The sequence below is a fragment of the Haloprofundus halobius genome, assembly GCF_020097835.1.
Lineage (GTDB): Archaea > Halobacteriota > Halobacteria > Halobacteriales > Haloferacaceae > Haloprofundus > Haloprofundus halobius.
Genome location: NZ_CP083666.1, coordinates 2,086,045 through 2,112,059, shown reverse-complemented (window position 1 = coordinate 2,112,059; position 26,015 = coordinate 2,086,045). Strand labels below are relative to the sequence as shown.

The 26,015-nt window shown below is 65.9% G+C and carries 25 protein-coding genes and 1 pseudogene; 14 read left to right on the top strand and 12 right to left on the bottom strand.

Features of this window, described 5'->3' with window-relative positions:
• The first annotated feature begins 29 nt into the window (after positions 1–29).
• Positions 30–737: a helix-turn-helix domain-containing protein gene (locus LAQ74_RS11050; protein ID WP_224332603.1), complete on the top strand. Its 708-nt coding sequence runs from the start codon at positions 30–32 to the stop codon at positions 735–737.
• A gap of 113 nt (positions 738–850) precedes the next feature.
• On the opposite strand, the gene LAQ74_RS11045 is transcribed toward LAQ74_RS11050, so the two are convergent.
• From LAQ74_RS11045 to LAQ74_RS11035, 3 genes are read right to left on the bottom strand one after another with little or no spacing between them, the layout of a single operon-like run.
• Complete coding sequence (locus tag LAQ74_RS11045) at positions 851–1,579, bottom strand: DUF2103 domain-containing protein (RefSeq protein ID WP_224332602.1); 729 nt, start codon at positions 1,577–1,579, stop codon at positions 851–853.
• Positions 1,580–1,627: 48 nt separating this feature from the next.
• Complete coding sequence (locus LAQ74_RS11040) at positions 1,628–2,326, bottom strand: DUF4336 domain-containing protein (protein WP_224332601.1); 699 nt, start codon at positions 2,324–2,326, stop codon at positions 1,628–1,630.
• Between the two features lie 39 nt (positions 2,327–2,365).
• A complete protein-coding gene (locus LAQ74_RS11035; RefSeq protein ID WP_224332600.1) occupies positions 2,366–2,599 on the bottom strand; it encodes a hypothetical protein in 234 nt (77 codons plus the stop codon).
• Between the two features lie 134 nt (positions 2,600–2,733).
• Here LAQ74_RS11035 and LAQ74_RS11030 point away from each other — a divergent pair, with 134 nt between their 5' ends.
• On the top strand, positions 2,734–4,113 hold the full coding sequence (locus LAQ74_RS11030; protein WP_224332599.1) for a hypothetical protein: 1,380 nt from the start codon (positions 2,734–2,736) through the stop codon (positions 4,111–4,113).
• A gap of 9 nt (positions 4,114–4,122) precedes the next feature.
• Here LAQ74_RS11030 and truD read toward each other — a convergent pair whose 3' ends face one another.
• Positions 4,123–5,496: a tRNA pseudouridine(13) synthase TruD gene (gene truD, locus LAQ74_RS11025; RefSeq protein WP_224337245.1), complete on the bottom strand. Its 1,374-nt coding sequence runs from the start codon at positions 5,494–5,496 to the stop codon at positions 4,123–4,125.
• 196 nt (positions 5,497–5,692) lie between these two features.
• Here truD and LAQ74_RS11020 point away from each other — a divergent pair, with 196 nt between their 5' ends.
• Positions 5,693–6,085, top strand: a complete 393-nt coding sequence (locus LAQ74_RS11020) for a DUF8048 family protein (protein WP_224332598.1) — start codon at positions 5,693–5,695, stop codon at positions 6,083–6,085.
• A 4-nt stretch (positions 6,086–6,089) separates the two neighbouring features.
• Here LAQ74_RS11020 and pth2 read toward each other — a convergent pair whose 3' ends face one another.
• Positions 6,090–6,428: a peptidyl-tRNA hydrolase Pth2 gene (pth2, locus tag LAQ74_RS11015; protein ID WP_224332597.1), complete on the bottom strand. Its 339-nt coding sequence runs from the start codon at positions 6,426–6,428 to the stop codon at positions 6,090–6,092.
• A 179-nt stretch (positions 6,429–6,607) separates the two neighbouring features.
• Here pth2 and LAQ74_RS11010 point away from each other — a divergent pair, with 179 nt between their 5' ends.
• The 4 genes from LAQ74_RS11010 to LAQ74_RS10995 all read left to right on the top strand — a co-directional run bounded on the left by LAQ74_RS11010 (position 6,608) and on the right by LAQ74_RS10995 (position 9,592).
• The gene (locus LAQ74_RS11010; protein WP_224332596.1) at positions 6,608–7,315 is read left to right on the top strand and encodes a Yip1 family protein; all 708 of its coding nucleotides are present in this window, start codon (positions 6,608–6,610) and stop codon (positions 7,313–7,315) included.
• A gap of 77 nt (positions 7,316–7,392) precedes the next feature.
• Positions 7,393–7,980: a dCTP deaminase gene (gene dcd / locus LAQ74_RS11005; RefSeq protein WP_224332595.1), complete on the top strand. Its 588-nt coding sequence runs from the start codon at positions 7,393–7,395 to the stop codon at positions 7,978–7,980.
• Positions 7,977–8,879, top strand: coding sequence for a thiamine-phosphate synthase family protein (locus LAQ74_RS11000; RefSeq protein WP_224332594.1), 903 nt, complete (start codon positions 7,977–7,979; stop codon positions 8,877–8,879). The genes dcd and LAQ74_RS11000 overlap by 4 nt, the downstream gene beginning before the upstream one ends.
• On the top strand, positions 8,876–9,592 hold the full coding sequence (locus LAQ74_RS10995; RefSeq protein WP_224332593.1) for a class I SAM-dependent methyltransferase: 717 nt from the start codon (positions 8,876–8,878) through the stop codon (positions 9,590–9,592). The genes LAQ74_RS11000 and LAQ74_RS10995 overlap by 4 nt, the downstream gene beginning before the upstream one ends.
• Before the next feature lie 22 nt (positions 9,593–9,614).
• On the opposite strand, the gene LAQ74_RS10990 is transcribed toward LAQ74_RS10995, so the two are convergent.
• Positions 9,615–10,064, bottom strand: a complete 450-nt coding sequence (locus LAQ74_RS10990) for a hypothetical protein (protein WP_224332592.1) — start codon at positions 10,062–10,064, stop codon at positions 9,615–9,617.
• A gap of 159 nt (positions 10,065–10,223) precedes the next feature.
• Here LAQ74_RS10990 and LAQ74_RS10985 point away from each other — a divergent pair, with 159 nt between their 5' ends.
• The 3 genes from LAQ74_RS10985 (at position 10,224) to LAQ74_RS10975 (ending at position 12,549) form a co-directional block, all read left to right on the top strand.
• Complete coding sequence (locus tag LAQ74_RS10985) at positions 10,224–10,937, top strand: phosphoribosyltransferase (protein ID WP_224332591.1); 714 nt, start codon at positions 10,224–10,226, stop codon at positions 10,935–10,937.
• Positions 10,938–11,033: 96 nt separating this feature from the next.
• Positions 11,034–11,990 (top strand): AEC family transporter, encoded by a 957-nt coding sequence (locus LAQ74_RS10980; protein WP_224332590.1) that lies wholly within the window; start codon positions 11,034–11,036, stop codon positions 11,988–11,990.
• An 85-nt stretch (positions 11,991–12,075) separates the two neighbouring features.
• On the top strand, positions 12,076–12,549 hold the full coding sequence (locus tag LAQ74_RS10975) for an ester cyclase (protein ID WP_224332589.1): 474 nt from the start codon (positions 12,076–12,078) through the stop codon (positions 12,547–12,549).
• Positions 12,550–12,579: 30 nt separating this feature from the next.
• Here the strand turns inward: LAQ74_RS10975 and LAQ74_RS10970 are convergent, their stop codons facing one another.
• A complete protein-coding gene (locus LAQ74_RS10970) occupies positions 12,580–13,398 on the bottom strand; it encodes a TrmB family transcriptional regulator (protein WP_224332588.1) in 819 nt (272 codons plus the stop codon).
• 573 nt (positions 13,399–13,971) lie between these two features.
• On the opposite strand from LAQ74_RS10970, the gene LAQ74_RS10965 reads away from it, so the two are divergent.
• A complete protein-coding gene (locus LAQ74_RS10965; RefSeq protein ID WP_224332587.1) occupies positions 13,972–14,295 on the top strand; it encodes a DUF7344 domain-containing protein in 324 nt (107 codons plus the stop codon).
• Positions 14,296–14,310: 15 nt separating this feature from the next.
• Here the strand turns inward: LAQ74_RS10965 and LAQ74_RS10960 are convergent, their stop codons facing one another.
• Entirely contained in the window at positions 14,311–15,705 is a 1,395-nt protein-coding gene (locus tag LAQ74_RS10960) for an MATE family efflux transporter (protein WP_224337242.1), read from the bottom strand.
• 257 nt (positions 15,706–15,962) lie between these two features.
• Here LAQ74_RS10960 and mtnP point away from each other — a divergent pair, with 257 nt between their 5' ends.
• Both mtnP and LAQ74_RS10950 read left to right on the top strand, forming a co-directional pair.
• Positions 15,963–16,868 carry an S-methyl-5'-thioadenosine phosphorylase gene (gene mtnP, locus LAQ74_RS10955; RefSeq protein ID WP_224332586.1) on the top strand — a complete coding sequence of 302 codons (906 nt, stop codon included), beginning with the start codon at positions 15,963–15,965 and terminating at the stop codon, positions 16,866–16,868.
• 164 nt (positions 16,869–17,032) lie between these two features.
• Positions 17,033–17,443 (top strand): DUF7344 domain-containing protein, encoded by a 411-nt coding sequence (locus LAQ74_RS10950; protein ID WP_224332585.1) that lies wholly within the window; start codon positions 17,033–17,035, stop codon positions 17,441–17,443.
• A gap of 60 nt (positions 17,444–17,503) precedes the next feature.
• On the opposite strand, the pseudogene LAQ74_RS10945 reads toward LAQ74_RS10950, so the two are convergent.
• The 3 genes and pseudogenes from LAQ74_RS10945 to LAQ74_RS10935 all read right to left on the bottom strand — a co-directional run.
• A pseudogene (locus LAQ74_RS10945) lies at positions 17,504–18,367 on the bottom strand (segregation/condensation protein A); the annotation flags it as partial.
• A gap of 10 nt (positions 18,368–18,377) precedes the next feature.
• On the bottom strand, positions 18,378–22,085 hold the full coding sequence (gene smc / locus LAQ74_RS10940; RefSeq protein ID WP_224332584.1) for a chromosome segregation protein SMC: 3,708 nt from the start codon (positions 22,083–22,085) through the stop codon (positions 18,378–18,380).
• A gap of 32 nt (positions 22,086–22,117) precedes the next feature.
• On the bottom strand, positions 22,118–22,396 hold the full coding sequence (locus tag LAQ74_RS10935; RefSeq protein ID WP_224332583.1) for a DUF7518 family protein: 279 nt from the start codon (positions 22,394–22,396) through the stop codon (positions 22,118–22,120).
• Positions 22,397–22,630: 234 nt separating this feature from the next.
• Here LAQ74_RS10935 and gatB point away from each other — a divergent pair, with 234 nt between their 5' ends.
• Entirely contained in the window at positions 22,631–24,151 is a 1,521-nt protein-coding gene (gene gatB / locus LAQ74_RS10930; RefSeq protein WP_224332582.1) for an Asp-tRNA(Asn)/Glu-tRNA(Gln) amidotransferase subunit GatB, read from the top strand.
• Between the two features lie 365 nt (positions 24,152–24,516).
• Here gatB and LAQ74_RS10925 read toward each other — a convergent pair whose 3' ends face one another.
• The gene (locus LAQ74_RS10925) at positions 24,517–25,917 is read right to left on the bottom strand and encodes an MATE family efflux transporter (RefSeq protein ID WP_224332581.1); all 1,401 of its coding nucleotides are present in this window, start codon (positions 25,915–25,917) and stop codon (positions 24,517–24,519) included.
• Between the last annotated feature and the right edge of the window lie 98 nt (positions 25,918–26,015).

Sequence of the window (26,015 nt, the reverse complement as noted above, 5' to 3'; positions counted from 1 at the left end):
TACGTTCGTAGAACCGAGTCGAACGACAGATGCTCATCGCCGAACTCACCCTCTCGACGTCGATCCTCGAAACGACGTTGACGAGCGCTCCGGGCGTCACCGTCGCGCTGGACCAGCAGTACGCGCGGGAGTGCGGGACGGTCCTCCTGCAGGTTCGAGCCACGGGTGACGGTCTCGCCACGTTCCACGCGGCGCTCGACGACGACCCGACCGTCGCGGACGCCGACGTCCTCGACGAGGCCGACGACTGGCGACAGTACCGCATCACGCTCAGCCCCGAAGGCGCCGACGCCTCGACGTACTACATCCGCACGGAACTGGACGCGGTGATGCTCGCCGCGGAGGCCAACGCCGACGGGTGGTCGCTCCGGATGCAGTTTCCCAACCGGGCGTCCGTCTCGGCGTACCGCCAGCGCTGTATCGACACCGGACTCTCGTTTCGGCTCCACCGACTCTACCGCGCGTCGACTCGCGGGCAGGGACAGTACGGTCTCACCGACGCCCAACGCGACGTGTTGACCGAGGCCGTCGACGCGGGCTACTTCGAGGTACCGCGCCGGTGTTCGCTCGCCGATCTCGGCGACGAATTCGACGTCTCCGGACAGGCGGTGTCCGAGCGCCTCCGCCGCGGACTCCAGACGCTGTTGCAGAACACGGTGTCGGACGGCGATTCCGCGAATCCGTCGTCGACCGACCGGACGACGGACCGAGAGACGCGGGACGGCACCGCCGATTGACCACGGCCTCGGTGTCGTCCGGCGTCGCCCGGTGTCGTCCGGTGTCGTCCGGCGTCGCCCGGTGTCGTCCGGCGTCGTCCGCCGCCGACTGACCACAGTCCCGTCACCCGAGTTCAGTCTGCGGATCGGAGTTCCGCGTCGACGAGCGCCTCGTTCAGGTCGTCGCGGACGCGTTCGCCCGTCTCTCTGTCCATCGCCGTCGTCACCACGCGGTTCTCCTGCACGCTCGACCCGTCACGCAACAGCAGGCGGACGTTGCCGTTGTCGTCGGCGCGCGTCACCTTCGCGCGGAGGCTCGTCCGCGACCCCTTCCCCCCGGCGTCGATGGGGCCGGGCACGATCTTCTTGACGTGCGGGTGGCCGGCGACGACGCCGATGGCCTTGCGACCGTTTCGCCCGCCGATGAGCGTCGTGTGCGACCCGCCGAGTTTCTCGCCCGGCGACGCCTCGACGACTTCGAGCGTGCGTTCGCCGCGGCTCTCCAGTACGGCCTCGACGGGGTCGCCGTCGCGGACGCGGTAGAACTCGTAGTGCAGTTGCGCGCGCGTCTCGCGGATGACCTCGCGGTCGCCCGCGGCGTACACCGTCTCGGGGCGCTTGCGCCGGATCTCGTCGGCGACGCGCCCGGCGAAGTTCCGCAGTTCGACGACGCCGGACTCCTCGCCCGTCTCGGGCATCGTCGTCACCGTCGTCTCGCCGATAATGGTCTCTTCGTCGAGAAACGTGAGCGTCGCGCGGTCGCGCGAACAGTCGAGGACGACGGCGTCGCAGTTGCCGGTGCGGCAGGTCAGACAGTAGTCTCCGGGTTTCTCCAACGGCGTGCCGCACCGGCCGCAGTGCATAACCGGTGATGGTGGTCGGCAGCCTATAACTTCGTCCGTTTCGACGCGTCAGAGCAACCAGTCGAACGCCTCGCGAACGGCCGCGCGTCCCTCGGACTCTACCACCGACCCGTGCCCGACGAGCACTCGGTCGAACTCCCACGCGAGCATTTTTCGGACCGAGTTCCGCGCCGCCGCCTCGTTTACTATCGTCCTACGGAGGTCCGGCGGCATTGCGAGGCGGCCGTAGATTCCGGCGAAACGAGCGGCGAGGCGGGTGAAAAACGGTGCGTCGGCAGTAACGTGATAGCAGACGTCGCCGAGGATCAGCGTTCGACTCGGGCGGTGGTAGAACTCGATTTCGGAGAGCCAGCGGTGACCGAGAAACGCCGTCTGGTCGAGGTCGGCGCTCCACCGCGGGTCGGACGTTCCGCCGAGGAGACCGTCGAAATCCAGGTCGGTTCGCCGCTTGTCGAGTCCCGGCGCAGCCAGTAACTCTGCGCGCGGGTACGCCTCGCGGTACTGCTCCATGTACAGGTGACCGTGGAGTTTGCTCGCCGGGACGACGAACCGTACGTCGCCGAGTTCGGCCAACGCCCGGCGGAGGTCGGTGGTCAGTTCGGCCGGCGAGTGGACGAACAGACCGCCACTTGAGAGGCGGACGACGACCATTACGCGGCCGATTTCGAGGCCGAAGAAGCGCAGCGGTTCGCGGTAGGTCCAGAGACCGGTGTCGAGGCGTTCGAGCGGTTCGTGAGCGGCGACCATACGCGGTGGACGATGCCCGAAGGGATGGAGGTTCGGGGCTTAGCGGTCCGGTCCAGAATCGGTGTCGAACGCGAGCGAGTAGCCGAGAAATGCCAGGGTGGTCGCTACGACGGTCGTCAGCCAGACGGCCTCCGCCTCGGAGGCGACGAGGTGGACGACGAACAGATATCCGACGAGGTAGCCGAACGGCGCGACGGCGATCGGGAGCGCGACTGCTACCGCGGGGTCGATTGTCGAGAAGCGACTCGACTGGAGGACTTTGCCGACGTTCATCGTATTCGTGCTCTCCTGTCTAAGAATTAAGGATTTCTCCCACCGAGAGTCAGCATCCGTCCCACACGAGCGAAGGTGCAGCGGTCGTTTCAGCCTCCGATACCTTCTTGGCCGACACGATACACATCGGTGACATGAATCGCCCGCTGTGGTTCGCCCTCCTTTGCGCCACCCTCCTCGCGACCTCGCTCGTCGCGCCAGTCGCCGACGCCCGTCCACCGCCGCGGCCGCTCTGCGACGGGTGCGGCGACTCGTTCGCCGAGACGGCCGCCGACCGCGGGGTCGACCTCTCGGTCGAGGAGAGCACCGCGACCGTCCGAGTTCACGAGAACGGCAGCGCGACGTGGGTCGTCCGCAATCGCGTCGCCGACGCCGAGGCCGCAACGCGACTACGAGCCAACGCCACACTCCGCGAGACCATCGCCGACCGCGCGATGTGGGACACCGAACTGCTATCGACGACCGTCTCGGAAGACGGCGTGCTAACCGCGCGCTACCGCGAGCCCGAGTTCGCCGAGCGGTCGGCCGGGGGCACGCTCCGCTCGGGCGCGTTCACCGAGTCGTACGGGTACCGCAACCTCGACGGACTCGGCGCGGACGAACTCGTCGTCGTCGCGCCCGACGGGATGCGCGTCGGTTGGACCGTCCCCGGTTCGACCGTCTCCGAGGACGGGCGACGAATGACGCTCACCGAGTTCACCGACGCCGACGAGGGCGACTTCGTCACGTTCGTCCCCGAAGACAGCGCTTTCGGGGCGGTCCTGAGCCCGCTCGCCGTCACCGAGAAACTCGGCCCGGTCGCCGCGCTGAATCTGGGCGTGTTCGTCGGTCTGCCGACCGCGTTCTTCGCCACTCTCGTCGCGGGCATCGCGGGTGCGGTGTCGTGGCTCTCAACGCGGAGTGGACACTTCGAGCGCGTCGAGAACTACGCGGGGACCGGCCTCCTCACGGTCGGTGTGCTCGCAGCAGCGTATCCACTCCTCTCTATCACCGTATTCAGAATGGGTGGATTCGACGCGCCGATGTTCGGAATCGGCGTCGGTCTCGCCGCGATCGGAATCGGGCTCTCGGTGGGAGATGTCCGCGAACACGCGACGTTCCGCACCGTACTCGTGGGGGCGGCCGTTGCGACGTGTCTCGCCGCCGCCGCGGCTATCGGCGGGGCGGCGCTGTTCGACGCGTCCGGCGTGACGACGGCGCTCCTGTCAAGTCTTCCATTCGTGGTTCCAGCGTTCGCGCTCCTCCCGGCGGGGTACGCGATCGGTCGTGGAGACCGGAAACTCGGCGTTGCGACGGCGACGTTGGCGTTCGCGCTTCCAGTATTGTCGTGGTCGCCGCTCACCACCCCGGTGGCCGGGATGAGCCTGCTTCTCGTCCTCTTCACGGGCGTCTACGCCGTCGCCCTCGCGGTACTCGGGGCGCCGTTGCTCCTCGTCGGGGCGTCGCTCGCACGCGACCGAAAAGATGGCGGCGGACCACCGTCCGACCCGCGTGACGGTACTGCACCGAGCTAACGCCGTCGGTTAGAGATCCAACGGCCCCGACTTCGTGTACTCGCGCATCACGGCCGTCGCATACGACCCCGACGGCAGCGAGAACTCGAAATCCAATGGGCGTTCCTCGATTTCCATCCGCGTCCGAACCAGAATCGCCCGCCGCGTCCCCGTCGACTCGAAGTTGCCGGGCAAATCGAAGTCGCTCTGTTCGAGGTCCAGTTCCGACAGAATCTTGCGCTCTATCTGGCCCGGTTCCCCCTCACCGAGTTCCGTCTCCGTCCCGACCAGCGGCGCGGTGACGAACGCTCGGCCGCGTTCGCAGTGCTTGCCCACGATGTCGACGCGACGGCCCGTCACCGCCTGCAGTCGGTCGGTGTCGGGGCGGAACAGGCCCTCGGGCGCGTCCCGGTCGGCGAAACACGCGATGTCGCCTTCGACCGGCTTGTCGAACGGGATACCGCGACGAAGACGCTCCGAGAGGATGCGGTTGAAGGCGTACGACTGCGCGGCGTTGACGAACAACCTCTGGAGATTCGACGGCACGGCTTCGAGCGCGTGTCGCCAGTCGTCGCCGGATTCCGCGCCGTCCTCGTCGAGACGGTGGAGCATCGAGCGCTCGTAGCGGAGATAGCCGGGCATCCGGTCGAGCGCGCGGTGCCAGTCTGGGTCGGCGCTGTCGGCTTCCTCGTCCACTACCGTGCGCGCTTTGCGGGTCTCCTCGGGTTCGTTCTCGTGGGGGTTGCCGACGTACGAGAGCACGGCCTCTCGCCACTCGCCGCGGACGACGTGGAGGCCGACGACGTGCGTGACGGGGCGACGACTGCCGAAGCGCTGCTGGCCGAAGTAGTTCGGGACGCCGACGACGGGCGCGTCGTCGTTCGAATCGTCGCCGTCGTTACTCTCGACGCCGCCGAACTCGCGCAGCTGCTCGGTTATCTCGCCGACGCTCTCCGGGTTTTGGGCGTCGCGAACGCGGATGCCGAACGCGTTGCCCGCCAAATCGCCGAAGGAGATGTCACGACCCGCACGGCCGACGACCTCCACGTCGGCGTCGCGCACCTCCGGTAGGTCGTCGGGGTCGCCGCCGCGAACTGTGAACAGCTGAGTCGTAATCGCGTGTTTGTCCTTCGTCCCGGCCCACGAGATGCGCTCGCGGCTGATGCCGAGCGCGTCGGAGAGGCGGACGGCGAAGTCGTTGGTGTCCCACCCGCGCAGCGTCGCGCGGACGACGAGGTTCGCGTACGCGCCGGGGTCGGCGTCGACGGGCGCGGCGTCGAACGCCTCCAGTTCGCGGACGCGGAAATCCTCGGGAGCGACGCGGAGCTCGCCTCCGATACCGTCGGCGTCGCTCACGTAGTACTCCATGCCGACCTCGCGTTCGATGGGGTGTGCCTCGCGCATCAGCGCGTCCTCCGTTCGGTCGCCGGCCGTCGTCGCGTCGTCGGCTGCCACACCGCCGCCGGACGCCGTGTCGTCGCCGTCGGTTCGCTCATTGTCCGTCGGTTCCGGCGGCGCGGGTAAAAGCGCTGTAGTTCCGCACTCCTGCAGTCAGCCACAACGACAAAACGGTCGGCGGCCGTCTATTGAGTCGAGAACGATGTCCGACCACAACGACAGCGACGAGATGAGAGACCTCCCCTTCGATACCAGTGTCGTCGAACGAACCGTCGAGACGACCGACGTGGCCGTCGACGAACTGACGGACGCGCTCGTCGTCCTCGACGCCGAGCTCCGCGGCAAACACTCCGAGTTCGAGAGCGACTTCGACCATGTCACCGTCGACGGTCGCCGGGCGTACCTCGTCGACGAGGCGGCGTGGTCGTCGTTCGTCGACTCCTTCGACCTCGACGACGAACTCCTCTCGGCCGCCGGTCGCGCCCACGACGAGCAGGCGCGACTGCTGTTCGACTCGTCGGTCGAGAGCGCCGAACCGGCCGAAGACAGCGTCGGCGTGGCCGTCGGCATCGACACCGCCGAGGAGATGGTTTGAGAGCTCAGTACAGCGAGAGGTCGCCCGTCACCTTGTCGACGAGGTTGTCCTGCCCGGGACCGACCGCGAGCGCCGTCACCGTGCCCGGCTCTAACTGCGTGTGACCGGCGTCGCGGACGATGGCGTTCGGCAGTCCCTCGCGCTCGGCGAGGTCCGCCAAGCGAAACAGCTCCTTCTCGCCGCGAGCCTTCACGACGACTTTCTTCTGTCCCTCCCCTTTCCACTTCTTGCGCGTGCGCGAGTCGGCGTCCTCGTACGCCGACAGCGACGCGTGGGCGACCTGTGCGGCGAGCTTTCCGCGGCCCATCCCGATGTCGGTCCGGGCGACGATGACCTGCTTCATACCTCCCGTCTCCGTCGGTGCGGTAAATCACCTGCTATCGCCGGAGCGGAGAGGCGGTCGAACGCGTACCGGACGGCGTCGCTGCGCTCGCCGCGACTGCGACGGCCGCCACGTTCCCTCGAACGGCGTGTATGGTCAATCGACAAGAACTATCACCGAGCACCGAGTCGACGACGACGATGCCCCGCACGCCCCTCCTCCACCCCGACGAGTACTTCCGAGAGCGCGCACCCGGACTCGGGTTCGGCCGCGCGCTGGCGACTGCGCTCCTCGTTGCACTACTGACGACGGCCGCCGTCGGCTTCGTCGGCTGGCAGTTCAGCGAAGCGTTAGACACGACCATCACCGTCGAGAACGAGAACCGACCGCCCGACTGGGTCTGCGAGGACAACGGCGACGACTGGCCCGGTTGCGACGAGCCGGAGACGAGGGAGCTGAATCTCGGCGACGAGCTCTGGGACCGGTTCGCCGGCCTCCTCCCGATGGTGTTTCTGCTCTCGTTGCTCGGGTGGCTCGTCGTCGGTGCCTTCCTACACCTCCTCTCGCGCGGCGGCGACCGGGGAACGTTCGCCGACACGCTGGCGGTCGCCGCGTGGGGCGGCGTGCCGATGCTCGTCGAGTCCGCCGTCGGCCTCGTCGCGGCGTCGAGAGTCATCCGTGAAACGTCGTTCTCGGAGACCCCCGAGGCACTCCTCCAGCAGTTGCAGGGGTTGCAGTCGTTTCTCGACTGGCCGGTCGCGTTCGCGGTCGGTCTCGTCGTCGCCGGCTGGCAACTGTTCGTCTGGCGTGCGGGTCTCGAACACGCCCGCGGCCTCGACAGCGACGTCGCACTCCGCGTCGCCGGTCTCGTCGCGTTCGTCGTGTTCCTCCTCGGAATCGTCGGCTGACCGGCGGACGGTCGACGCGAGCGGAGGCGTCCGAGGCGACCGGGAGACTTTACGTGGTGGCCCACGCCCACCCCAGTATGATACTCTCGGACGTGGACCTCCTCGAACGACTGGAGGTCGGCGACCTCGTCGTCGACCCCCTCGACGACCTCGATATGCAGGTGCAACCGGCGAGCATCGACCTCCGACTCGGCGAGGAGTTCCTGGAGTTCCAGCGGACGAACATCTCCTGTATCCACCCCAACAGGGAGGAGGAGATCGGCCAGTACGTCTCCGAGACCCATGTCGACGAGGGCGACGAGTTCATCCTCCACCCGGGCGACTTCGTGCTCGGCACGACGAAAGAGCGCGTCGAGATTCCGCCGGACCTCATCGCCACGGTCGAGGGTCGCTCGTCGCTCGGCCGGCTCGCCATCGTCATCCACGCGACCGCCGGTATCGTGGATCCGGGGTACGAGGGCCAGATAACGCTCGAACTGTCGAATCTCGGCACCGCACCGGTCGCGCTCACGCCGGGGATGCGCGTCTCCCAACTCATCTTCACCGAACTGAAGACGCGCGCCGAGCGCCCCTACGGCGTCGAACGCGGATCGAAGTATCAGGGCCAGCGCGGCCCGCAGGCGTCGCGGCTGGGCGACGACCCCGAGTTCCACGGCGAGCGATGAAGTTCGTCGAGGAAGTCGTCGTCGAGGAGTTCCTCCCGACGTTCCGGTCGATGCTCGCAGCGGAACTCAGAGACAGAGAGTTCACCCAACAGGAAGTCGCCGAGGCGCTCGGCGTGAGCCAGAGCGCCGTCTCGAAGTACGCCCACGGCCGGGTCGCCCGCAACGAGACCGTCGAAGCCGACGAGCGCGTCCGCGAACTCGTCGATCGCGTCGCCGAGGGGTTGGCGACCGGCGAGATGAGCCAGCTACAGGCGCTCGTCGAGACCGAGGTGTTCATCCGCCACCTCGAAGACGGCGACCTGCTCGCGGAGCTCCACGAGGCGGCGATGCCCGAACTCGCCGAGTTCGATGGCGAGTTCGACGTTCACGACCCCGACAGCGCGCTCAGAGCCACCGAACGCGTGCTCTCGTCGGTCCGACGCGGCCTGCGGACGCTCACGAACGCCAGCGGCTTCGCGGGTCTCATCCCGCACGTCGGCTCGAACCTCGCCGAGTGTCTGCCCGACGCCGAGGAGATAGAGGACGTCGCCGCGGTCCCGGGTCGCATCTTCGACGTGAAAGGTCGCGCCACCGTCGCGGGCGACCCCGAGTTCGGCGCAAGCGGCCACGTCGCCTCCGTCCTCCTCTCGGCTCGGAAGGCGGGCGCGCCGGTCCGCGCCGCCGTCAACGTGCGCTACGACCCCGACATCGTCGCGTCGCTCGAAGAGGCGGGCTACCGGACCGTCGAGTTCGACCCCGACGCGCCGACCGACGCCGTCGCCGCCGCGCTCGACGGACTGGACATCGGCGAGACGTTCGTGCTCTACCAGACGGGGAGCTACGGTATCGAACCCATCACCTACGTGCTCGGTCCCGACGCGACGACCGTCGCCAGTACGGTCCGAGAGCTGTTGCGATGACCGACCGTGACGCCGCCGCGGACGCGGTCGCGACCGGCGCGTCGTCGTCCGGGGTCGCGACCGCCCAGGCGTTCTACAGCCGCTGGGCGCGGGTGTACGACGCGCTGGCGACGTACGGTCCCGGCGTCTCGACGCTCCGCGAGCGCACCGCGGCGGCGCTCGACCCCGACCCGGGTGACACCGTCGTCGAGATGGGCTGTGGGACGGGCGCGAACTTCGCGTACCTCCGCGAGCGCGTCGGTTCCTCGGGCACCCTCGTCGGCGTCGACTTCTCGCCGGGGATGCTCGCCGTCGCCCGCGAGCGGGTCGCTCAGGAGGGGTGGGCGAACGTCCACGTCGTCCGCGCGGACGCGACGAAACCGCCTGTGAGGGAGGCCGACGCCGTCGTCGCCTCGTTCGTCTCGGGGATGCTCGCCGACCCCGCCGCCGTCGTCGACGGCTGGGCCGGCCTCGTCGGGCCGGGCGGGCGTCTCGCGTTGCTGGATTTAGCGCGGAGTACACGCCCCGAAGCCCGTCCGCTGAACGCGCTGTTTCACGGTCTCGTGCTCGCGGGGATGCCGTCGAAGCGACCAGCGGACCTCGGCGCGGCGACCGACCTGCTGGACCGCCGTGTCGTCGCCGCCCAACGGGCGCTCCGCGAGCGGTGCGACGACGCGACGTACTCGACGCACGCGCTCGGCTTCGCCCGCCTCGGCGCGGGGACGGTCCGCTGAGTCGAAGCCGAGTACCGCCGACTTACTGCCGACGTGTGCGGTCGATGGCCTCGGCGAACTCCGCGGCGCGCTGTGACCCGACGACGACATCTCGGTCGTCGGTCCGTTCGATGCGGACGCCCTCGCTCCCGCTGACCGAGTAGGCGACCACACCGGGTCGCCACCGGAGCCCCCACCCGCCGAACTCGCCGATGGGACTGTACTCCGTCGCCTCCGCCGACACTATCTCCTCCCACCTGATTCGACGCGGCGAGCGGTGGAAGGGGGCGAACTGGACGTAGATGCCGTCGGCTCGTACTTCGGTCTCCAGTCGGGCGTTGTAGAGCAACGACGCTCCCGCGGCGGCGACGGCAAATCCGACTATCGAAACGGGGCCGAGCAGTAAGGAAAACGCGAGCACAATCCCGAGGAACAGCCAGAGCCAGCGCTGGCGGAACCGCTGTACTTCGCGGAAGGTCGGTTCGTCGTTCACGACTCACTTTTCGTCGCAGACGGGATGTAGCTGGCGACGCGCCGACACCCGTCGCGGACGCGGTCGCGCTCCGCCGTCGGCGACGCGGACGACACCGGATACGCCGACGAGACGACCTGTAAACCCTTATGTGCGGGCGTGGTCGAACCACAGTCGGAAATGAGCGACCTCCCCGACGAGTTCAAGTGCACCATCACCAACTGGGAGTACATCTACGGACTCTGCCGCGACGTGAGCGACGACGTGAAACAGTCGGCGTTCGAACCGGACGTCGTCGTCGCACTCGCCCGCGGCGGGTGGTTCGCGGGTCGGTGTCTCTGTGATTTCCTCGGGCTGGACGACCTGACGAGTCTGAAGATGGAACACTACGTCGGTACCGCCCAGAAGTTGGGCGAACCCGAGGTCCGCTACCCGATGCCGGAGGGCAGCGTCGAAGGCAAGGACGTCCTCATCATCGACGACATCGCCGACACCGGCGGCTCCATCAAACGCGCCGACGAGTACGTCCGCGAGCGCGACGCCGACGAGGTCCGCACGGCGACGCTGCAACTGCTGCAGACCAGCGAGTTCGAACCGGACTACGTCGGCGAGAGCCTCGAAGAGTGGGCGTGGATCGTCTACCCGTGGAACTTCATCGAGGACATGGTCGACCTCATCTCGGGCGTGATGGTGAAAGCCGACGAGGAGACGTTCGAACTCGAAGACGTGCGTCACTACCTCGACGAGTTCCACGACGTCGACCCAATCGGGATGGAAATCGCCCAGCCGAACCGTCTCCGAGAAGTGATGACGGAGATGGAGCGCCGCGAGTTCGTCGAGACCACCGGCTCGGGCGCGTGGCGACTCATCGACAACGAGGGCGTTGGCGCGTAGTCGACCGACGACGGTACCTCGCCTCCGGCGCTCGCCGAATCAGCCCTCCTCGCCGCATCCGAAACGTTTGGTATTACTGCGCGGGTGGCTTCGAGCGTGTCACTCGTCTCTATCTTCGCCACCGCCATACTGCCGATTCTCGCGTTGGCGGGTATCGGCTTTCTGCTCGGCCGGACGCAGGACGTCGACCCCGGCCCGCTGAACACGATTACGCTCTACGTGCTCGCGCCGGCGCTCGTCTTTCACAGCCTCGCGACGACGACGCTCGGCGGCGGGACGCTCGTCCGCGTCGCCGCGGGCGTCACCGTCTTTACCGTCGCGATGATCGTCGTCGCCGAGGGGATCGGCCGCCTGCTCGGCGAACCCGAACCCATCCTGAGCGCGCTCGTTCTCGTCAGCGCCTTCCCGAACTCCGGCAACTACGGCGTCCCGCTGTCGGAGTTCGCCTTCGGCGCGACCGGACGGAGTACGGCGGTGCTCTACCTCGCGGTACAGGGCGTGCTCGTCTACACCGTCGGCGTCTACATCGCCTCGCGAAGCGGCGGGTCGGCGGGGCTCGACGGCTTCAAGCGCGCGCTCCGAATCCCGCTCGTCTACGCCGTCGTCGCCGCTCTCGCGGCGCGGTGGCTGGGAATCGTTCCACCCGTCGACAGCGCGGCGATGGAGACGATACAGCTCGTCGGCGACTCCTCGATCCCGGTGATGCTGCTCATCCTCGGTATCCAGTTGGCCAACACCGACTACGGCTCCGCGCTCTCGCGCGTCGGTCTCGCCAGCGCACTCAAGATGGCCGTCGCGCCCGTCGTCGGTCTCGGCGTCGCGCTCGCGCTCGGCTTTGCCGACCCCACCGTCGCGCGCGTGTTCGTCCTCGAATGTGCGATGCCCGCCGCCATAACGCCGCTCATCCTCGTCATCGAGTTCTCCGACGGGGTGACCATCGGCGGCCTCTCGGCGGCGGAGTACGTCAGCGCCGTCGTCTTCTCGACGACGCTCGTCAGCATTCCGGTGTTGACGGTTCTCATCGCAGTGTTGGAGTCGGGTGCGGTAATCTGACGAACGGGCAGTTCTCGATACACTCTGTCGGGTCGTACCGAACCTCTATCCCCTCGCCGATTGTAAATGATTGTTGGTGATACTAATGGCAACTACCGAACCGAAGACACAGATGGAGGCACAGTTCCGCCGCGTCGCCGACGAGGCGTGGAGCAAAGGCGACTACGACGTCCTCGACGAAGTCCTCGCCGACGGATACGTCTCGACGCAGTACCAACTCGACCAGTCGTTCCGCGGCGTCGACGAGTACCGGGCGCTCATCGACTCGTACCGCGAGGCGATGTCGGACCTCACCGTCCACATCGACGACCTCATCGTCGCCGACGACTGCGTCGTCTGCCGGTACCGTGTCACAGGCACCCACGAGGGGACGCTTCACGTCCGCGGTATGGAGATTCCACCGACGGGAAAGACCATCGAGACGCCGGGCATCTCCGTCGTTCGATTCGACGGCGACCGCTGCATCGAGGAGTTCAACAGTCCGCACGCGCTCGGGATGATGGAACAGCTCGGCGTGATTTCGAGTGGATCGAGCACGACGGACGAGGCGAGCGCGTAACGTCGCGCGACTCTCGTCGACGCTGGGGTCTCAGTCCTGACCGGGGTCATGCGACGGCACGATGCCCGAGGCCATCAGTCGGCGCGTGAGGACGACGAGTCCGTTGTCGAACCCGCGCCCGAACACGGCGTGTTCGTTTTTCGTCTCCGGGTCGAGCGAGCTCATCAGAATCGTGTTTCGGTCCACGAGGAGGATGCGCTCGATACTGACGACGTTGTCGCTATCGGTCGCTTCGGACTCGTGGAGCCACTTGAGCTCGGAGACGAACACGTTGATGTCGGCGACACGCTGCTGGAGCCGTTCGCGGATGTCCTCGGAGACGGTTCCGACGACCACCTGAACTCCTCGGTCGGTCGCGTCGTTCAGACTCTCGATGAGCGCGTCGGTCAGCATCCCCTCGGACCCGACGATCAACACGACCTCCTTGGTCGCGTTTTCGATGAGGTTGTTCGTTCGAGCCGCGATGGTGCCCGTCCCGGACAGCCCCCAGACCTCGTGGGCGCTCGAGTCGTCGTCGTCCGATTCCACCGGGTCGAGGTTCTCCAACAGCGTCGACAGCTCGTCGACGCGGCTCTCGTACTGTTGACGTAGCGTCTCGGTTGCCTCTCCGAGCGAGACGGCCCTAAACAGCTGTGGGCTGGTGTGTTGAATCTCGACCAGCCCCTTGGCTTCCAGTATCCGAATCGCGTCGTACACCCTGGTCCGGGGCGTGTCCGCGATGTCGCTTATCTCCTTGGCCGTCCCCTTCGGTAACCGGGAGAGCGCGACGAAACATTTCGCCTCGTACTCTTTCAAGCCGAGTTGTTGGAGCAATCCAACCGCTTGCTGCTGTGTGTCATCCGAACTCATGGTCCCCACCATCGCCTCCGAACGGATTCGAAGACGGTTGTTGTTCTCTTTTTCAGCCACCCGCAAAGGCCTTTGTATTACGCGGGAACTCTTCTGCGGCGATTCGCACGCAAGCTTTCGCAAAGAAATTCACTCAGTTAATCACACAAAGCACATATCGGTCGACATCATAGCCACAGTCGGCACGCATTGAGATGGGGTCCCCACCACTGTCCAATGCGTGTCACTCATATCGATCCGAGAGTCAGTAGTTGGTAACTATTGCCGACGCGAAGGTTCGAACCACGAACTAATTCAACCTCTGCGTACGATACTATCTTAAACTATTGAGACTCACGCAATCATCAATATAATAACGTGTGAGGATGTGGGTGACAGACATATCTGCTGTACGGCGAGCCGATCTCCCGCCTTACGGACGCCAATCCGGTTTTTGTACGCCTTTTCCGTAACTGGGTGAACGACTGGGGTTTTCCCGTCTGAAGTTATTGTACCGTATGAAGTTCCTGATAGCGAGTTCACACTTTAAATCCTGATGAAAAGATATAAAACAACGACAAGAGGGGGATCAAAATGACACAACAAACACAGAGAGAGGCCCTAACGACGGGTGGGCTCCTCAGTAGCCAACGCCGAGTATATGTTCTATTGACGCTGCGCGAAGTGGAGTCTCCGATGAGACTTCCGATACTGGTGTACGAAACCGCGCTTCGAGAGGTCGATTCGCCGAACGATGTCACCGAGGAGCAGCTCGAACGAGTCGAAATCACCATGAGACATGTCCATCTACCGAAGTTAGAGGAGCACGAGATGATTCAATACGATCCGGAGAACCAGCAGGTCTCGCTGGCCGACGATATCGAAGAACTCGAAGCGATTCTCGAAGCGATTTTCTGACGGCGACGTTCCCTGTTAGTCGTCGGTCGGCGTCCGGTCGACGGGACACTCGTCTCTCGACGACTCCCCGTCGTCGGTGTCGACGACGGCGCTCTTCCACGTCCCGCGGGTGAACCACGCGACGGCGACGATAGCGCCGACGACGTCGCCGAGGGCGACGGCGACCCAAATGCCCGTCTCGGCCCAGCCCTCTGCGAAGACGAGCACGTACGTCGCCGGTAGGCGGACGACCCACAGCGTGATAGCCGACATGGCGAGCGCCGTCTTCGTGTTGCCCGCGCCGCGGAACGTCCCGAGCATCACCTGTAGGACGCCCATGAAGACGAACATCACCGACGCGATGCGGAGATAGTCGCTGGCGTAGCCGACCGTCGCCGCCGCCCGCGCGCTCTCCGCGCCGAGAAAGACGGCGACGATGGGTTCGGGCGTGACGGCGGCGATTACCGCAAGCGGCAGCAGCGCGACGGTGACGATTTTCGTGGCCAGTTTCGCCGCCCGCGCCGCGCGCTCGGGTTTGCCCGCGCCGAGATTCTGCCCGACGACGGCGTCGATGGCCTGCCCCATCCCCATCGCCGGGAGGAAGACGAGCGAGGTGAGGCGGTTGCCGAGGCCGTAGGCGGCGACGACCGCCGGCGGGAACGTCGCGACCATCCCGGTCATCAGAATCATCGCGAGCGCGCTGGAGGACTGTTCGAGCGCCGTCGGCACGCCGAGCGAGACGATGTCGCGGACGCGGTCGAACCGTAGCGGCAGGTGTTCGAGGCGAACGTCCGGACCCACATCGGTACCGAAGAGCACGTACATCCCGATTGCCGCCGCGACGGCTCTGGCGAAGATGGTTGCGATGGCTGCGCCTTCTATCTCCATCCGGGGAAACACCCACCATCCGAAGATGAGAAGCGGGTCGAGCACGACGTTGATGGCGACGCTGACGACCATCACCAGCATCGGGACGCGCGTGTTGCCGTAGCCGCGCATCAACGAGGAGAAGATGAAGAAGCCGAACAGAAACGGCGACCCGAGGAAGAACAGGCGCATGTAGTCGCCCGCGAGCGGGACGATGTCCGCGCCCGTCTCGGCGTCCGTCGGCAACAGCGAGAGCATCGGGTCGGTGAGAAAGAAGCCCAAGATGCCGATGACGACCGCCAAGAGCGTCACGAACGATATCGTCTGCCCGGCGATGAGGTCCGCCGACCCGTCGCTGTCGGCGCCGGTGTACTGCGCGACGAGAATCGTCCCCGCGGCGGTGAACCCGCCCCCGATGGAGATGAGAAAGAAGATCATCGGAAACGCGAGGCTCAACGCGCCCACGGCGTTCGCCGAGAGGAGGCCTAGCCAGAACGTGTCCGCCACGTTGTACGTCACTTGGAGGAGTTGGATGACGACCATCGGTACCGCCAACCGGAGCATCGGCCTGACGAGGTCGCCGTCTGTTAACTCGCTTTCATAGGAGGGCGTTGTCACTGTCACCTGAAACGCGCCGAACCACTTCAAATCTCCTGATAGTGGGTATCACGGGTCAGTCGAAATTGCCGGAAGGTAGCGGCAAAGTGTACGAACCGTCGCTTTCGGTCGGAGGACGGGCGACCGGGAGGTGGTCGCTGGTGCACGAACCGACGGCGAGTCGGAAACGGACGCTTTAGGTGCGTACCGTCGACAGTACGACCATGACCATCGGCTTCATCGGCGGAAGCGGCATCTACGAGGCGCTGCCGCTGTCGAACACGCGCGAAGAGGAGATAGAAACCCCCTACGGCGAGCCGAGCGCGCCGGTCACCATCGGCGAGTTCGGGGAGAGCGAGACGTCGGAGACGTCTCGGACAGACGGCACCGCCGTCGACACGGGCCACGAAGTGGCGTTCCTGCCGCGGCATGGGCCGAAACACGGCCGCTCGCCGACGAACCTGCCGTACCGCGCGAACATCTACGCGTTCAAGAAACTGGGCGTCGAGTACATCTTCGCCTCCAACGCCGTCGGCAGCCTGAAGGAAGAGCTTCCACCGGGGACGCTCGTCGTTCCGGGGCAGATCTTCGACCGCACGAAACACCGCACGTCGACGTTCTTCGGCGACGGCGTCGTCGTCCACCAGCCCATCACCGAGCCGTACAGCCCCGAACTCGTCTCACACCTCACCGCCGCCGCGGAGTCCGTCACCGACGCCGACGTAGAGGAGGGCGGCACCTACGTCTGTATCGAGGGACCGCAGTATTCCACGCGCGCCGAGAGCGAGTTCTACCGCGCGCAGGGATGGGATGTCGTCGGTATGACGGCGGTGCCGGAGGCGAAACTCGCCCGCGAAGCCGAGATCGCGTACGCCACCGTCGCGGGCGTCACCGACTACGACGTCTGGAAACGGGACCACGAGGTGACGCTCGAAGAGGTGCTGGAGAACGCCGAAAAGAACCAGGAAGCCATCAAGCGTACCGTCGAGGAGGCGATCCGGACGCTCCCCGAGGAGTTCGAGTGCGGCGCGCACACGGCGCTCGAAGGTACCATCAACACGCCCGCCGACGCCATCCCCGAGCAGACGCGCGAGCGCGTCGACCTGCTCGTCGGCGACTACCTCGACTGAACGTTCGACGCTCCAGGTACCGTTGGAAGGGTGTTAAACCGGTGACACGGCTCGGGCGCCCTCGACACGGGTTCTAATCTGTCACCGCCTACTATAATTTTTAAATTATTCTATTCATGTGAAAATGCCAACATTTACTACGAGGACGTTGTATGATGAGTAGAATGTCTGACGATAAATTCGGATGCGGTGGGACCGAGAATAACGAGGTGGGTGAGGGTGCGCACCAGTTAGTACGGCACGCGGAGGTCACCGCGGACCTCGACACTATCTTCGACCTCTTGCGCGTCGCTCGCGTTCGCTACGCCCTCTACTACCTCTACGGGATGAACGGCGACGTAACCAGAACCGAAGACGTAGTCGAGGCCGTGCGGGAGTACGAGGCGGCGGGTACGGAGACGGACGAACCTCCGACGCGAGAGCAGGTCAGCGTCGACGTCCACCACTCGAAGTTACCGCGCCTTGACGAGGCAGGACTCGTCGACTACGACGTGCGACAGAACGAGATCAGGTTCTACCGCTCGGCGTCGCTCGAAGAGTGGCTCGAACACGCCCGACACATGGAATTCGGCTAATCGACTCGGGCGGTCGTCTCGCTCACGCCGTCAGGGTCGCAGAGTATCCCGCTCCGGAGTTCAGTCGGCGACCGCCGGCGTCTTCTCCGCCTCCTCGTCTCTCGACTGCACCCAGAGGTCGCCGAACAGGTCGTCCTGTTCGAGCGTGACGACGCTGCGGTGCGCCAGAAACAGCAGCGCGAGGTACGTCTCGACGGGCCGCCCGCCGACGCCGCTCAGTTCCGCGAACAGCACTTCGTCGCGCCCTCTGTCGTACTGCTCGCTGAGGTGCGCCTCCACCGTCTCGATGGTCGTCTCTATGTGCTCGTCGTGGGCCGTCCCCGTCACGTCGTCCTCGCCGGGTTCGCCGTCGCGCCGCAGGTCGTCGGCCGCGTGGTAGTCGAGCGTCTGCGTCCCTCGACTGAACCCCCGCGGCGAGGCGGTCGTGTCGTACTCGCGCGACCGTTTCCACCACGACCCGCGCTCGGCCTCGCGGAGTTCGTGGACGAGTTCGTCCAGCGTCTCCGGCGACCCGCGTGCGCTCCGGCGTTCGAGGCGACGGTCCATCTCGTCTTCGAGCGCGTCGATGGGGTCGAAACCCGGTGCCACGTCCTCGCCGCCTTCCATCGCCAGCTCCCACGGCTCCGGCTCCGGCGCTTCGGGCTCCTCGGGTGCGAGCAGTTCGTCGCTCTTCATCCGCAGCAGGACGCTCGCGTAGAACAACGCCCGCCCCGACGTCCGGAGGTCCGTCGCGTCGAGACGTTCGAGGAACGCGTCGGTGACCGCGACGATGTCGATGTCCCACGGCTCGATCTCGCCCTCTTCGGCGAGCTGGACGAGGAGTTCGACCGGTTCGACCTCGTCCTCGTCGGCTGTCTCTTCGACGACGGCTACGCCGTCTTCGAGTCCATCGCCGTTCTCGGGGTCGTCCGCCACCCCATCTCCGACGCCGAACTCAGTCATCGGCGCTCACCTCCGCGGCGAGCCCTTCGTCTGTGTCGCTGTCACCGTCACCACCGTCGCCCTCACCGGCGTCTCCCTCGTCACTCCCGCCGTCGTCTGGGCCTCCGTCGCCGCCGTCGTCGTCACCGTCGGCTCCACTTCCGGCACCGTCGCCGCCGAACCGAATGCCGGTGACAGCGCTGACGTTGTCGCCCTGCATCGTCACGCCGATGGCGCGCTCGGAGCGTTCCAGCAGCGCCGAACGGTGCGAGACGACGACGAACTGCGCGTCGCCCGCCAGGTCGTCGACCATCTGGCCGACGCGCTCGGCGTTGGCGGCGTCGAGGAAGGCGTCCACCTCGTCGAGCGCGTAGAACGGCGCGGGGTTGTGTCGCTGGATCGCGAAGATAAAGGCGAGTGCCGTCAGCGACTTCTCGCCGCCCGACATCGCGTCGAGGCGCTGAATCGGCTTGTCGGCGGGTTGGGCTTTCATCGTCAGACCGCCCTCGAACGGGTCCTCGGGGTCTTCGAGGTGGAGTTCGCCCGACCCCGCCGAGAGGCGCTTGAAGATGCGCTGGAACTGGGCGTCGATTGCCTCGTACGCCTCCATGAACGTCCGCTTCTTCTGCGTCTCGAACTGCTCGATGCGCTCGTGGATGCCGTCTCGCTCCTCGACGAGCACGTCCCGGCGCTCCTGGAGGTCCGAGAGGTCGGCCTCGACCGAGTCGTACTCGTCGATGGCGAGCATGTTGACCGGTTCGAGCGCTCCCATCTCGCCTTCGAGTCGTTCGACGTTCCTCTCTACGGTTTTGTGGTCGGGAATCTCCTCGGGGTCGTACTCTCCGACCTCGGCTTCGAGTTCGTCTATCTCCCACGCGAGTCGCTCCTTCGCGCTTTCGAGCGATTCGAGGCGCGACTCGGCCTGCGATACGACCTCCTTCTGCTCGTCGCGTTCGTCCTTCGCCTCCCGTAGCTCGTCGCGGAGTTCGTTTCGCTCTTCCTTGAGTTCGACGAGTTCCGCTTCGAGTTCCTCGACCGCCTCGTGCTTCTCGTCCAGAACCGCCTCTTTCCCCTCGATGGCGGCCTCCGCCTCGGCGATCTTCTCCTCGGCGGCGGCTTTCCGATTTTGGGCGCTCTCGACTGTCTCTTCGAGATCGGAGACGGCGTCCTCGGCGTACTGCTTCTCCAGTTGGAGTTCGTTGAGTCGGCTGTCCAACTCGTCCATCCGACCTTCGAGGTCGTCGATGTCCGCGCGGACGTCGTCGGCGCGACTCGTCAGTTCGGGGATCTTCGAGTCGGCGAGTTCCGCCTCCAGGTCCTCGATGTCGGCCTCTACGTCCGCGATTTCGGCGTCGAGTCCGTTGACTTCGGCGTCGAGCGAACTCATCTCCTCGTCGACGGAGTCGCGCTCGGCTTCCAACTCGTCGAGCGTCGCCTCCAACTCCTCTATCTTCGACTCGGCGTCGTCGAGGTCGTTCTCCACCCGCTCGATGTCGCCCTCGATGGCGCGCACCTTGTCGGCGGCGTTCGACTGCCGCTCGCGGGCGTCGTCGAGTTTGCTCTCTAACTCTCGAATCTCCGAGTTGAGCGACTGCCGCTCGTCTTCGAGCTTCGAGATCTCCTTGGCGACGCGTTCGAGTCGTCCTTCGCCCGACTTGGAGAACGAGTAGCGCGACCCGCCGCGGCTGCCGCCGGTCATCGCGCCGCTCTTCTCGACCAGGTCGCCGTCGAGCGTCACCATCCGGTAGTCGCCCATGAACTGACGGGCGGTCTGCATGTCCTCGACGACGAGCGTCGAACCGAGGACGTACGAGAAGACGCTGTCGTACCGGCTGTCGAACTCCACGAGGTTGTACGCGAAGTCGACGACGCCGGGGTCCTTCGGCTTCCGCGGCAGGCGACGGTTCTGCATCTTCGTGATGGGCAGGAACGTCGCTCGACCGGCGTTCCGGGATTTGAGGTAGTCGATACACGACGACCCGACGCCGTCGTCGTCGACGACGACGTTCGCGAGCCGGCCACCCGCCGCCGTCTCACAGGCGACGGCGTACTCGCCGGCGACGGAGCCGAGTTGACCGACCGCGCCGTGAACGCCGTCGATACCGGCGTTGAGGACGGTGGTGACAGAGCGTGGGAAGGAGTTGTCGCCGTTCTGTCCGGCGCGGGCTTCGAGTTCGGCGTACTCGGACTGCTTCGAGCGGATGTCGTCTTCGACCTCGCTCAGTTCGTCCTGTAGCGCCTGCTTCTTCTCGCGGAACTCCGAGACGATCTCCTGAGATTTCGACGCGTTCTTCTGCGCCTTGTCGAGTTCGCTGTGCAGTTCCGAGAGCTTCGCCTTGAGTTCCGGAATCGACTCGTGGGCTGCTTCGAGGTCGTCGCGCGTCTCGCTGACGCGGTTCGAGCGCCGCCGCGCCTCGTCGAGCAGGCGGTCCTTCTCGCGCTGTTTCTCGTTTTTCTCGGATTTGAGCTCCTCGACGCGCTCGCGGCGGTCGGCGAGATCGGCTTTGAGTTCGTCGAACTCGGTGTCGACGTTCGCTATCTCGTCTTCTATCTCGGCGAGCGTCGTTCGCTTGTCGACGATGTCGCTCTTCACGGATGCCTTCTCGACTTTTACCTGCCGCATCTGCGTCGCGACGTCGTCGATCTTCTCCTGTTTGTGGTCGATTTCGACGAACGCCTGTCTTCGCTCGGTCTCGGCCGTCTCCTTCCGCTCCTCGGCGTTCTCTATCTGGCCTTCGAGGCGGCTGATGTCGCCCTTGACCGACTCTATCTCGCGTTTGATGCGGAGTTGCTCGTCCTCGCCTTTCCGCTCGACCTCCCGGTTGAGTTCGTCGAGCTCGTCTTCGAGCCGCGAGAGTCGACCCTGTCGGGTGTCGAGTTCGTCGCGCAGGTCCGCGAGCGTCTCCTCCTTCGACTCGATTTTCGTCGTCGTTCGTTGGAGGTCCGCGCGTTTGTCTTCGAGTTCGGCCGCCTTCAGGTAGCCCTCGAACTCCGCTTTCTCCTCGCGGAGTTCCTTGTACTGGAGCGCCGTCTCGCGTTCGTCGGCGAGTTGGTCGAGCCGGTCCTCCTTCTCTTCGATGCGGAGGTCCGCTTCCCCGATACGGTCTTCGACCGTCTCCAGTTCCTCGAAGGCGGCGTCCTTCTTCGCGTCGAACTCGGCGACGCCCGCTATCTCGTCGAGGATCGCGCGGCGCTGGAACGCCGTCATGTTGATTATCTCGGTCACGTCGCCCTGCATGACGACGTTGTACCCCTCGGGGGCGACGCCCGCCTGCGAGAGCAGGTCCTGGATGTCCGAGAGGTTCACCGACCGACCGTTCAGGTAGTAGTACGAGTAGTAGTTGTCCTCGGTCTGCTTCACCCGACGGCGGATGGTGATCTCGTCGACCTCGCCGACGCTGTCGGTCCCGGCGGCGGTGGTCACCTGCGACCGGTCGAGCGTCCCGTCGCTGTTGTCGAGAACGACTTCGACGCTGGCTTCGCGGGGACCGCCCGAGAACTCGCCGCCGTCGTGACCGGGGTTGTAGATGAGGTCGGTCAGCTTCTCGGCGCGGATGCCGCGCGTCCGGGCGAGGCCGAGCGCGAACAGCACGCCGTCGATGATGTTCGACTTACCGGAGCCGTTCGGCCCCGTGACGACGGTGAAGTCCTCGTAGAACGGGATTCGGGTTTTGCGCCCGAAACTCTTGAAGTTGTCAAGGACGAGCTCTTTGATGTGCATGTGTTGCTCGTGGAGGGAGTCGACCCGACGGCTCAGGCGACGATGATGTCGCTTTCGTCGGATTCGGACTCGCTTTCTTGAGCCTTCTCCTCGGTGGATTTAGCTTCTTCGGCCTCCGATTCGGCCTCGGATGCGGCCGTCTCTTCGGCCTCCTCGGACCCCGCGTACGACTGGACCGACGGTTCGGCGTCGGTCGCCGCCTCCAACTGCCGCAGTCGCTCTTTGGTCTCGACGAGTTCTTCGGTGAGTCCGTCGACTGCGGCTCTCAGCTCCGACACTTGGGATTCGAGTTCCTCCACCCGGTTACTCATGGACATACACCGCTCCTCCGTCTTCATAAAAGTACGTCAGACGGAGAGCGGACGGTTCGTCGAGAGCGCCCGAATCCGTCGAAATTCCCGGATTCGATTCCGAAGGGAAGTGACTACGTGGCCGGGTCGTCCCGCCGGTCGTCGGTGAGTTCGTCGACGACGGACACGCCGAGGGGACACGCGCGAGAGCGCCGAGGCGTTAGTATTTAGCCGCCCGCCGTCATAGCCCGCTCAATGACCGCGCAAGCGCTCGAACAGCGCGACCTCGCCGTCGTCATCGGGTTGGAGGTCCACGTCCAACTCGAAACCGCGACGAAGATTTTCTGTGGCTGTTCGACCGACGCCGCCGAGGACGAACGACCGAACACCCGGACCTGCCCGACCTGTCTCGGTCTCCCCGGCGCGCTCCCCGTGCTCAACGAGGGGGCCGTCGAGGCCGCCGTGAAGGTGGGAAAGGCGCTCGACGCCGACATCCCCGAGCAGACGCGCTTCCACCGGAAGAACTACTACTACCCCGACCTGCCGAAGAACTTCCAGATCACGCAGTACGACGCCCCCATCTGTCAGGACGGGACGCTGGAGTTCGCCGTCGAGGGTGAACACCGAGAGGTCAGCATCCGCCGCGCTCACCTCGAAGAGGACCCCGGCAGCATCAAACACGTCCGCGACGGCGCGGGGACCCTCGACTCGCGGACGGTCGCCATCGACCGCGCGGACTACACACTCGTCGACTACAACCGCGCGGGGACGCCGCTGATGGAGGTGGTCACCCGGCCCGACTTCCGCAGTCCCTCGGAGGTCCGGTCGTTCCTCGCGAAACTGGAGGAAGTGCTCGAATACCTCGGCGTCTTCGACTCCACGCGCGACGGGTCGCTCCGCATCGACGCGAATCTGAGTCTCGTCCCCGTCGACGAGGTTCGCGACGACGGCTCGATTCCCAAAGACGTGCTCGAAGCCGCCAACCGCACCGAGGTGAAGAACATCTCCAGTCACAAGGGCGCGGAGAAGGCGCTCACCTACGAGGCGTCCCGCCAGCGGAACCTCGTCCAGCGCGGGAAAACCGTCGATCAGGAGACGCGACACTTCAACGAGGCGCACGGTTCGACGGTGTCGATGCGCACCAAAGAGGAGGAGAAGGACTACCGCTACTTCGCGGAGGCCGACCTCCCGCCGCTGCAGGTCGCCGGGTGGAAGGAGACCATCGACATCCCGGAACTGCCCGACGCGCGGCGCGAGCGCTTCCGCGAGGAGTACGGCCTCGACGCCGAGTCCGCCTCGAAGCTCACGTCGACGAAAGAAGTCGCGGACTTCTACGAGCGCGTCGCCGAGGCGTTCGACCCCGACCTCGCGGCGACGTGGGTCGCCGACAACCTGCTCGGCGAACTCAACTACCGCGACATGGAAATCGAGGACGTCGAAGGGCGACTCGACGAGTTCGCCCGCCTCGTCGAACTCGTCGCCGAGGACGAGATCACGACGAAGAACGCCGAGGAGGTCGTCCTCCGCCGGATGCTCGACGACGGGATGGCTCCCGACGACCTCATCGACGAGGAAGGCCTCGGCAAAGCCGACGACGACGCGGTCGTCACCGCCGTCGAGGAGGCCATCGAGGAGAACCCCGACGCCGTCGAAGATTACCACAGCGGCGAGGGCGGCGCCCTCAACTTCCTCGTCGGTCAGGTGATGCAGAAGACCGGCGGCAGCGCCGACCCCGGCAGCGTCAACGGCATGCTCAGAGAGCGGTTGGACGAGTAAGCTCCGCGTCGACCTACTGCCGCATTTTCACCGCCGCGGGGTTCAAACCAACCGGACCCCTAGACCCCTCGTCCTCATGCCCGAGTGCGCCTCGCTGCGAGCGAACGGTCGCGAAGACGACGCGGCACCACCTAATTCCCAAAAATTCGAAAGGAGAGCGACACGGTCGACCTCTGTCAGCCGTGTCACCGGCAGGTCCACGCGACGTTCACCCACCACGAACTCCGTCACTACTACGACATACTGGAGCGACTCAGAGAGGCCGAAGAGATGCGGATGTTCGTCCGCTGGCTTCGGAAGGCGAACCCCTCGAAGGTGAACGTCGGAGATAGCAAGCGCGTGCGTGACTGGCGGAACTAACCGGGTCAGTCCGCCGCCGCGGGTCGCTCTTTCTCCTCCAGAACACCCGTCTGCCACCCGCCGCGCTGGAACCAGACGACGGCGACGACGAACGCCGCCGTCGCGCCGACGGCGAACGCCCACCAGAGACCGTCGACGCCCCAGCCGAACGCGCGAACGGCCAGCCCGCCGGGAAGCGGCACCGTCCACGCGAAGGCGAGCACGAGCGCCACCGGAACGCGGAAAATCCACCGCGAGAGGAACGACAGCGCCATCGCCACCTTCGTCTGGCCCGCGCCGCGGAACGCCCCCTGAATCACCATCGTCCCGCCGAAAAAGGCCCAGAACGGCGCGATGATGCGGAGGAACCTGACGCCCTCGTCGACGACGGCCGCGTCACCGACGAAGAGACGCATCGCCACGTCCGGGAAGGCGAAGACGAGCGCCGCGGCGGCGAACAGCACGCCCATCGTGCCGACGGTCGCCTTCCACGTCACCTCCGCCGCCCGCTCGGGCGTCCGCGCGCCGAGGTTCTGTCCGACGCCCGTCGCCGTCGCCTGACCGACAGCACCCGAAACGGTCCACGAGACGGACATGAGGCGGACACCGATGCCGTAGGCGGCGATGGCAGCGACGGTGAACTGCGCGACGAGCGTCGCCATCGCGACGGCGGCGAAACTGCGCGCCCAGCCGTCGAGCGTCGCCGGGTAGCCGACGTCGACGAGTTTCTTCAGCACCCGTCTGTCGGGCCGCAGGTCGGGAACGTGGAGGCGGACGCCCCAGTCGCCGCGCAGGAGGATGTACACCCCGGCGAGGGTGACGAGCGCCCGCGAGATGAAAGTCGCAACCGCCGCGCCGCGCGTCCCCATCGCGGGGAACACCCACCAACCGAGGATGAGGAAGGGGTCGAGAACGACGTTGAGACCCGCCGAACCGACCATGAGCCACATCGCCGTCTTCGTGTCGCCCGCGCCCTGTAGCGCCGCGCGGAAGGCGAAGAAACAGAAGGTGAACGGCAGCGCGAGGAAGATGACCTCGATGTACGCGAGCGCATCGGGGAACACCGGACCGGTCGCGCCCATCGCGCGTAACAGCGGGCGCTGGACGGCGAGGCCGAACGCCGACAGCAACGTCGCGACCGCGAGGGTGAGTAGGATGGTCTGGCCGACGACGTGGTCGGCCTCGCGGTCGTTGCCCGCGCCGACGTGCTGGGAGACGAGCGCGATGGTCGCCGCCGTGATACCCATCGCCGTCGAGACGAACATCCACGACAGCGGAAACATCAACGAGACGGCGGCGACGGCCTCGGGACTCACGCGGCCGACCCAGAACATATCCGCCAGATTGTAGAACGTCTGGAGCAAGTTCCCGGCGACCAGCGGCCAGGCTAACGCGACGAGTTTCGGCGAAATCGCGCCGGTAGTCATATCGATACGGCTCTCGCTCTGCTTCGACACGCTCTCTCCGGAGTCTCGGTCGGTCGGGGGATAAGGTCACGGCTTCCGGCGAGCGACGTGCGCGAACG

Excerpts from the sequence above, each read along its gene's own strand:
- LAQ74_RS10970 (WP_224332588.1), bottom strand. The coding sequence starts at position 13,398 with ATGAGTTCGGATGACACACAGCAGCAAGCGGTTGGATTGCTCCAACAA.
- mtnP (WP_224332586.1), top strand. The coding sequence starts at position 15,963 with ATGACCATCGGCTTCATCGGCGGAAGCGGCATCTACGAGGCGCTGCCG.
- LAQ74_RS10965 (WP_224332587.1), top strand. The coding sequence starts at position 13,972 with ATGACACAACAAACACAGAGAGAGGCCCTAACGACGGGTGGGCTCCTC.
- LAQ74_RS11020 (WP_224332598.1), top strand. The coding sequence starts at position 5,693 with ATGTCCGACCACAACGACAGCGACGAGATGAGAGACCTCCCCTTCGAT.
- smc (WP_224332584.1), bottom strand. The coding sequence starts at position 22,085 with ATGCACATCAAAGAGCTCGTCCTTGACAACTTCAAGAGTTTCGGGCGC.
- truD (WP_224337245.1), bottom strand. The coding sequence starts at position 5,496 with ATGCGCGAGGCACACCCCATCGAACGCGAGGTCGGCATGGAGTACTAC.
- LAQ74_RS10935 (WP_224332583.1), bottom strand. The coding sequence starts at position 22,396 with ATGAGTAACCGGGTGGAGGAACTCGAATCCCAAGTGTCGGAGCTGAGA.
- pth2 (WP_224332597.1), bottom strand. The coding sequence starts at position 6,428 with ATGAAGCAGGTCATCGTCGCCCGGACCGACATCGGGATGGGCCGCGGA.
- LAQ74_RS10995 (WP_224332593.1), top strand. The coding sequence starts at position 8,876 with ATGACCGACCGTGACGCCGCCGCGGACGCGGTCGCGACCGGCGCGTCG.
- LAQ74_RS11045 (WP_224332602.1), bottom strand. The coding sequence starts at position 1,579 with ATGCACTGCGGCCGGTGCGGCACGCCGTTGGAGAAACCCGGAGACTAC.
- dcd (WP_224332595.1), top strand. The coding sequence starts at position 7,393 with ATGATACTCTCGGACGTGGACCTCCTCGAACGACTGGAGGTCGGCGAC.
- gatB (WP_224332582.1), top strand. The coding sequence starts at position 22,631 with ATGACCGCGCAAGCGCTCGAACAGCGCGACCTCGCCGTCGTCATCGGG.
- LAQ74_RS10975 (WP_224332589.1), top strand. The coding sequence starts at position 12,076 with ATGGCAACTACCGAACCGAAGACACAGATGGAGGCACAGTTCCGCCGC.
- LAQ74_RS10960 (WP_224337242.1), bottom strand. The coding sequence starts at position 15,705 with ATGCTCCGGTTGGCGGTACCGATGGTCGTCATCCAACTCCTCCAAGTG.
- LAQ74_RS10950 (WP_224332585.1), top strand. The coding sequence starts at position 17,033 with ATGTCTGACGATAAATTCGGATGCGGTGGGACCGAGAATAACGAGGTG.
- LAQ74_RS10925 (WP_224332581.1), bottom strand. The coding sequence starts at position 25,917 with ATGACTACCGGCGCGATTTCGCCGAAACTCGTCGCGTTAGCCTGGCCG.
- LAQ74_RS11010 (WP_224332596.1), top strand. The coding sequence starts at position 6,608 with ATGCCCCGCACGCCCCTCCTCCACCCCGACGAGTACTTCCGAGAGCGC.
- LAQ74_RS11040 (WP_224332601.1), bottom strand. The coding sequence starts at position 2,326 with ATGGTCGCCGCTCACGAACCGCTCGAACGCCTCGACACCGGTCTCTGG.
- LAQ74_RS11035 (WP_224332600.1), bottom strand. The coding sequence starts at position 2,599 with ATGAACGTCGGCAAAGTCCTCCAGTCGAGTCGCTTCTCGACAATCGAC.
- LAQ74_RS10985 (WP_224332591.1), top strand. The coding sequence starts at position 10,224 with ATGAGCGACCTCCCCGACGAGTTCAAGTGCACCATCACCAACTGGGAG.
- LAQ74_RS11000 (WP_224332594.1), top strand. The coding sequence starts at position 7,977 with ATGAAGTTCGTCGAGGAAGTCGTCGTCGAGGAGTTCCTCCCGACGTTC.
- LAQ74_RS11030 (WP_224332599.1), top strand. The coding sequence starts at position 2,734 with ATGAATCGCCCGCTGTGGTTCGCCCTCCTTTGCGCCACCCTCCTCGCG.
- LAQ74_RS11050 (WP_224332603.1), top strand. The coding sequence starts at position 30 with ATGCTCATCGCCGAACTCACCCTCTCGACGTCGATCCTCGAAACGACG.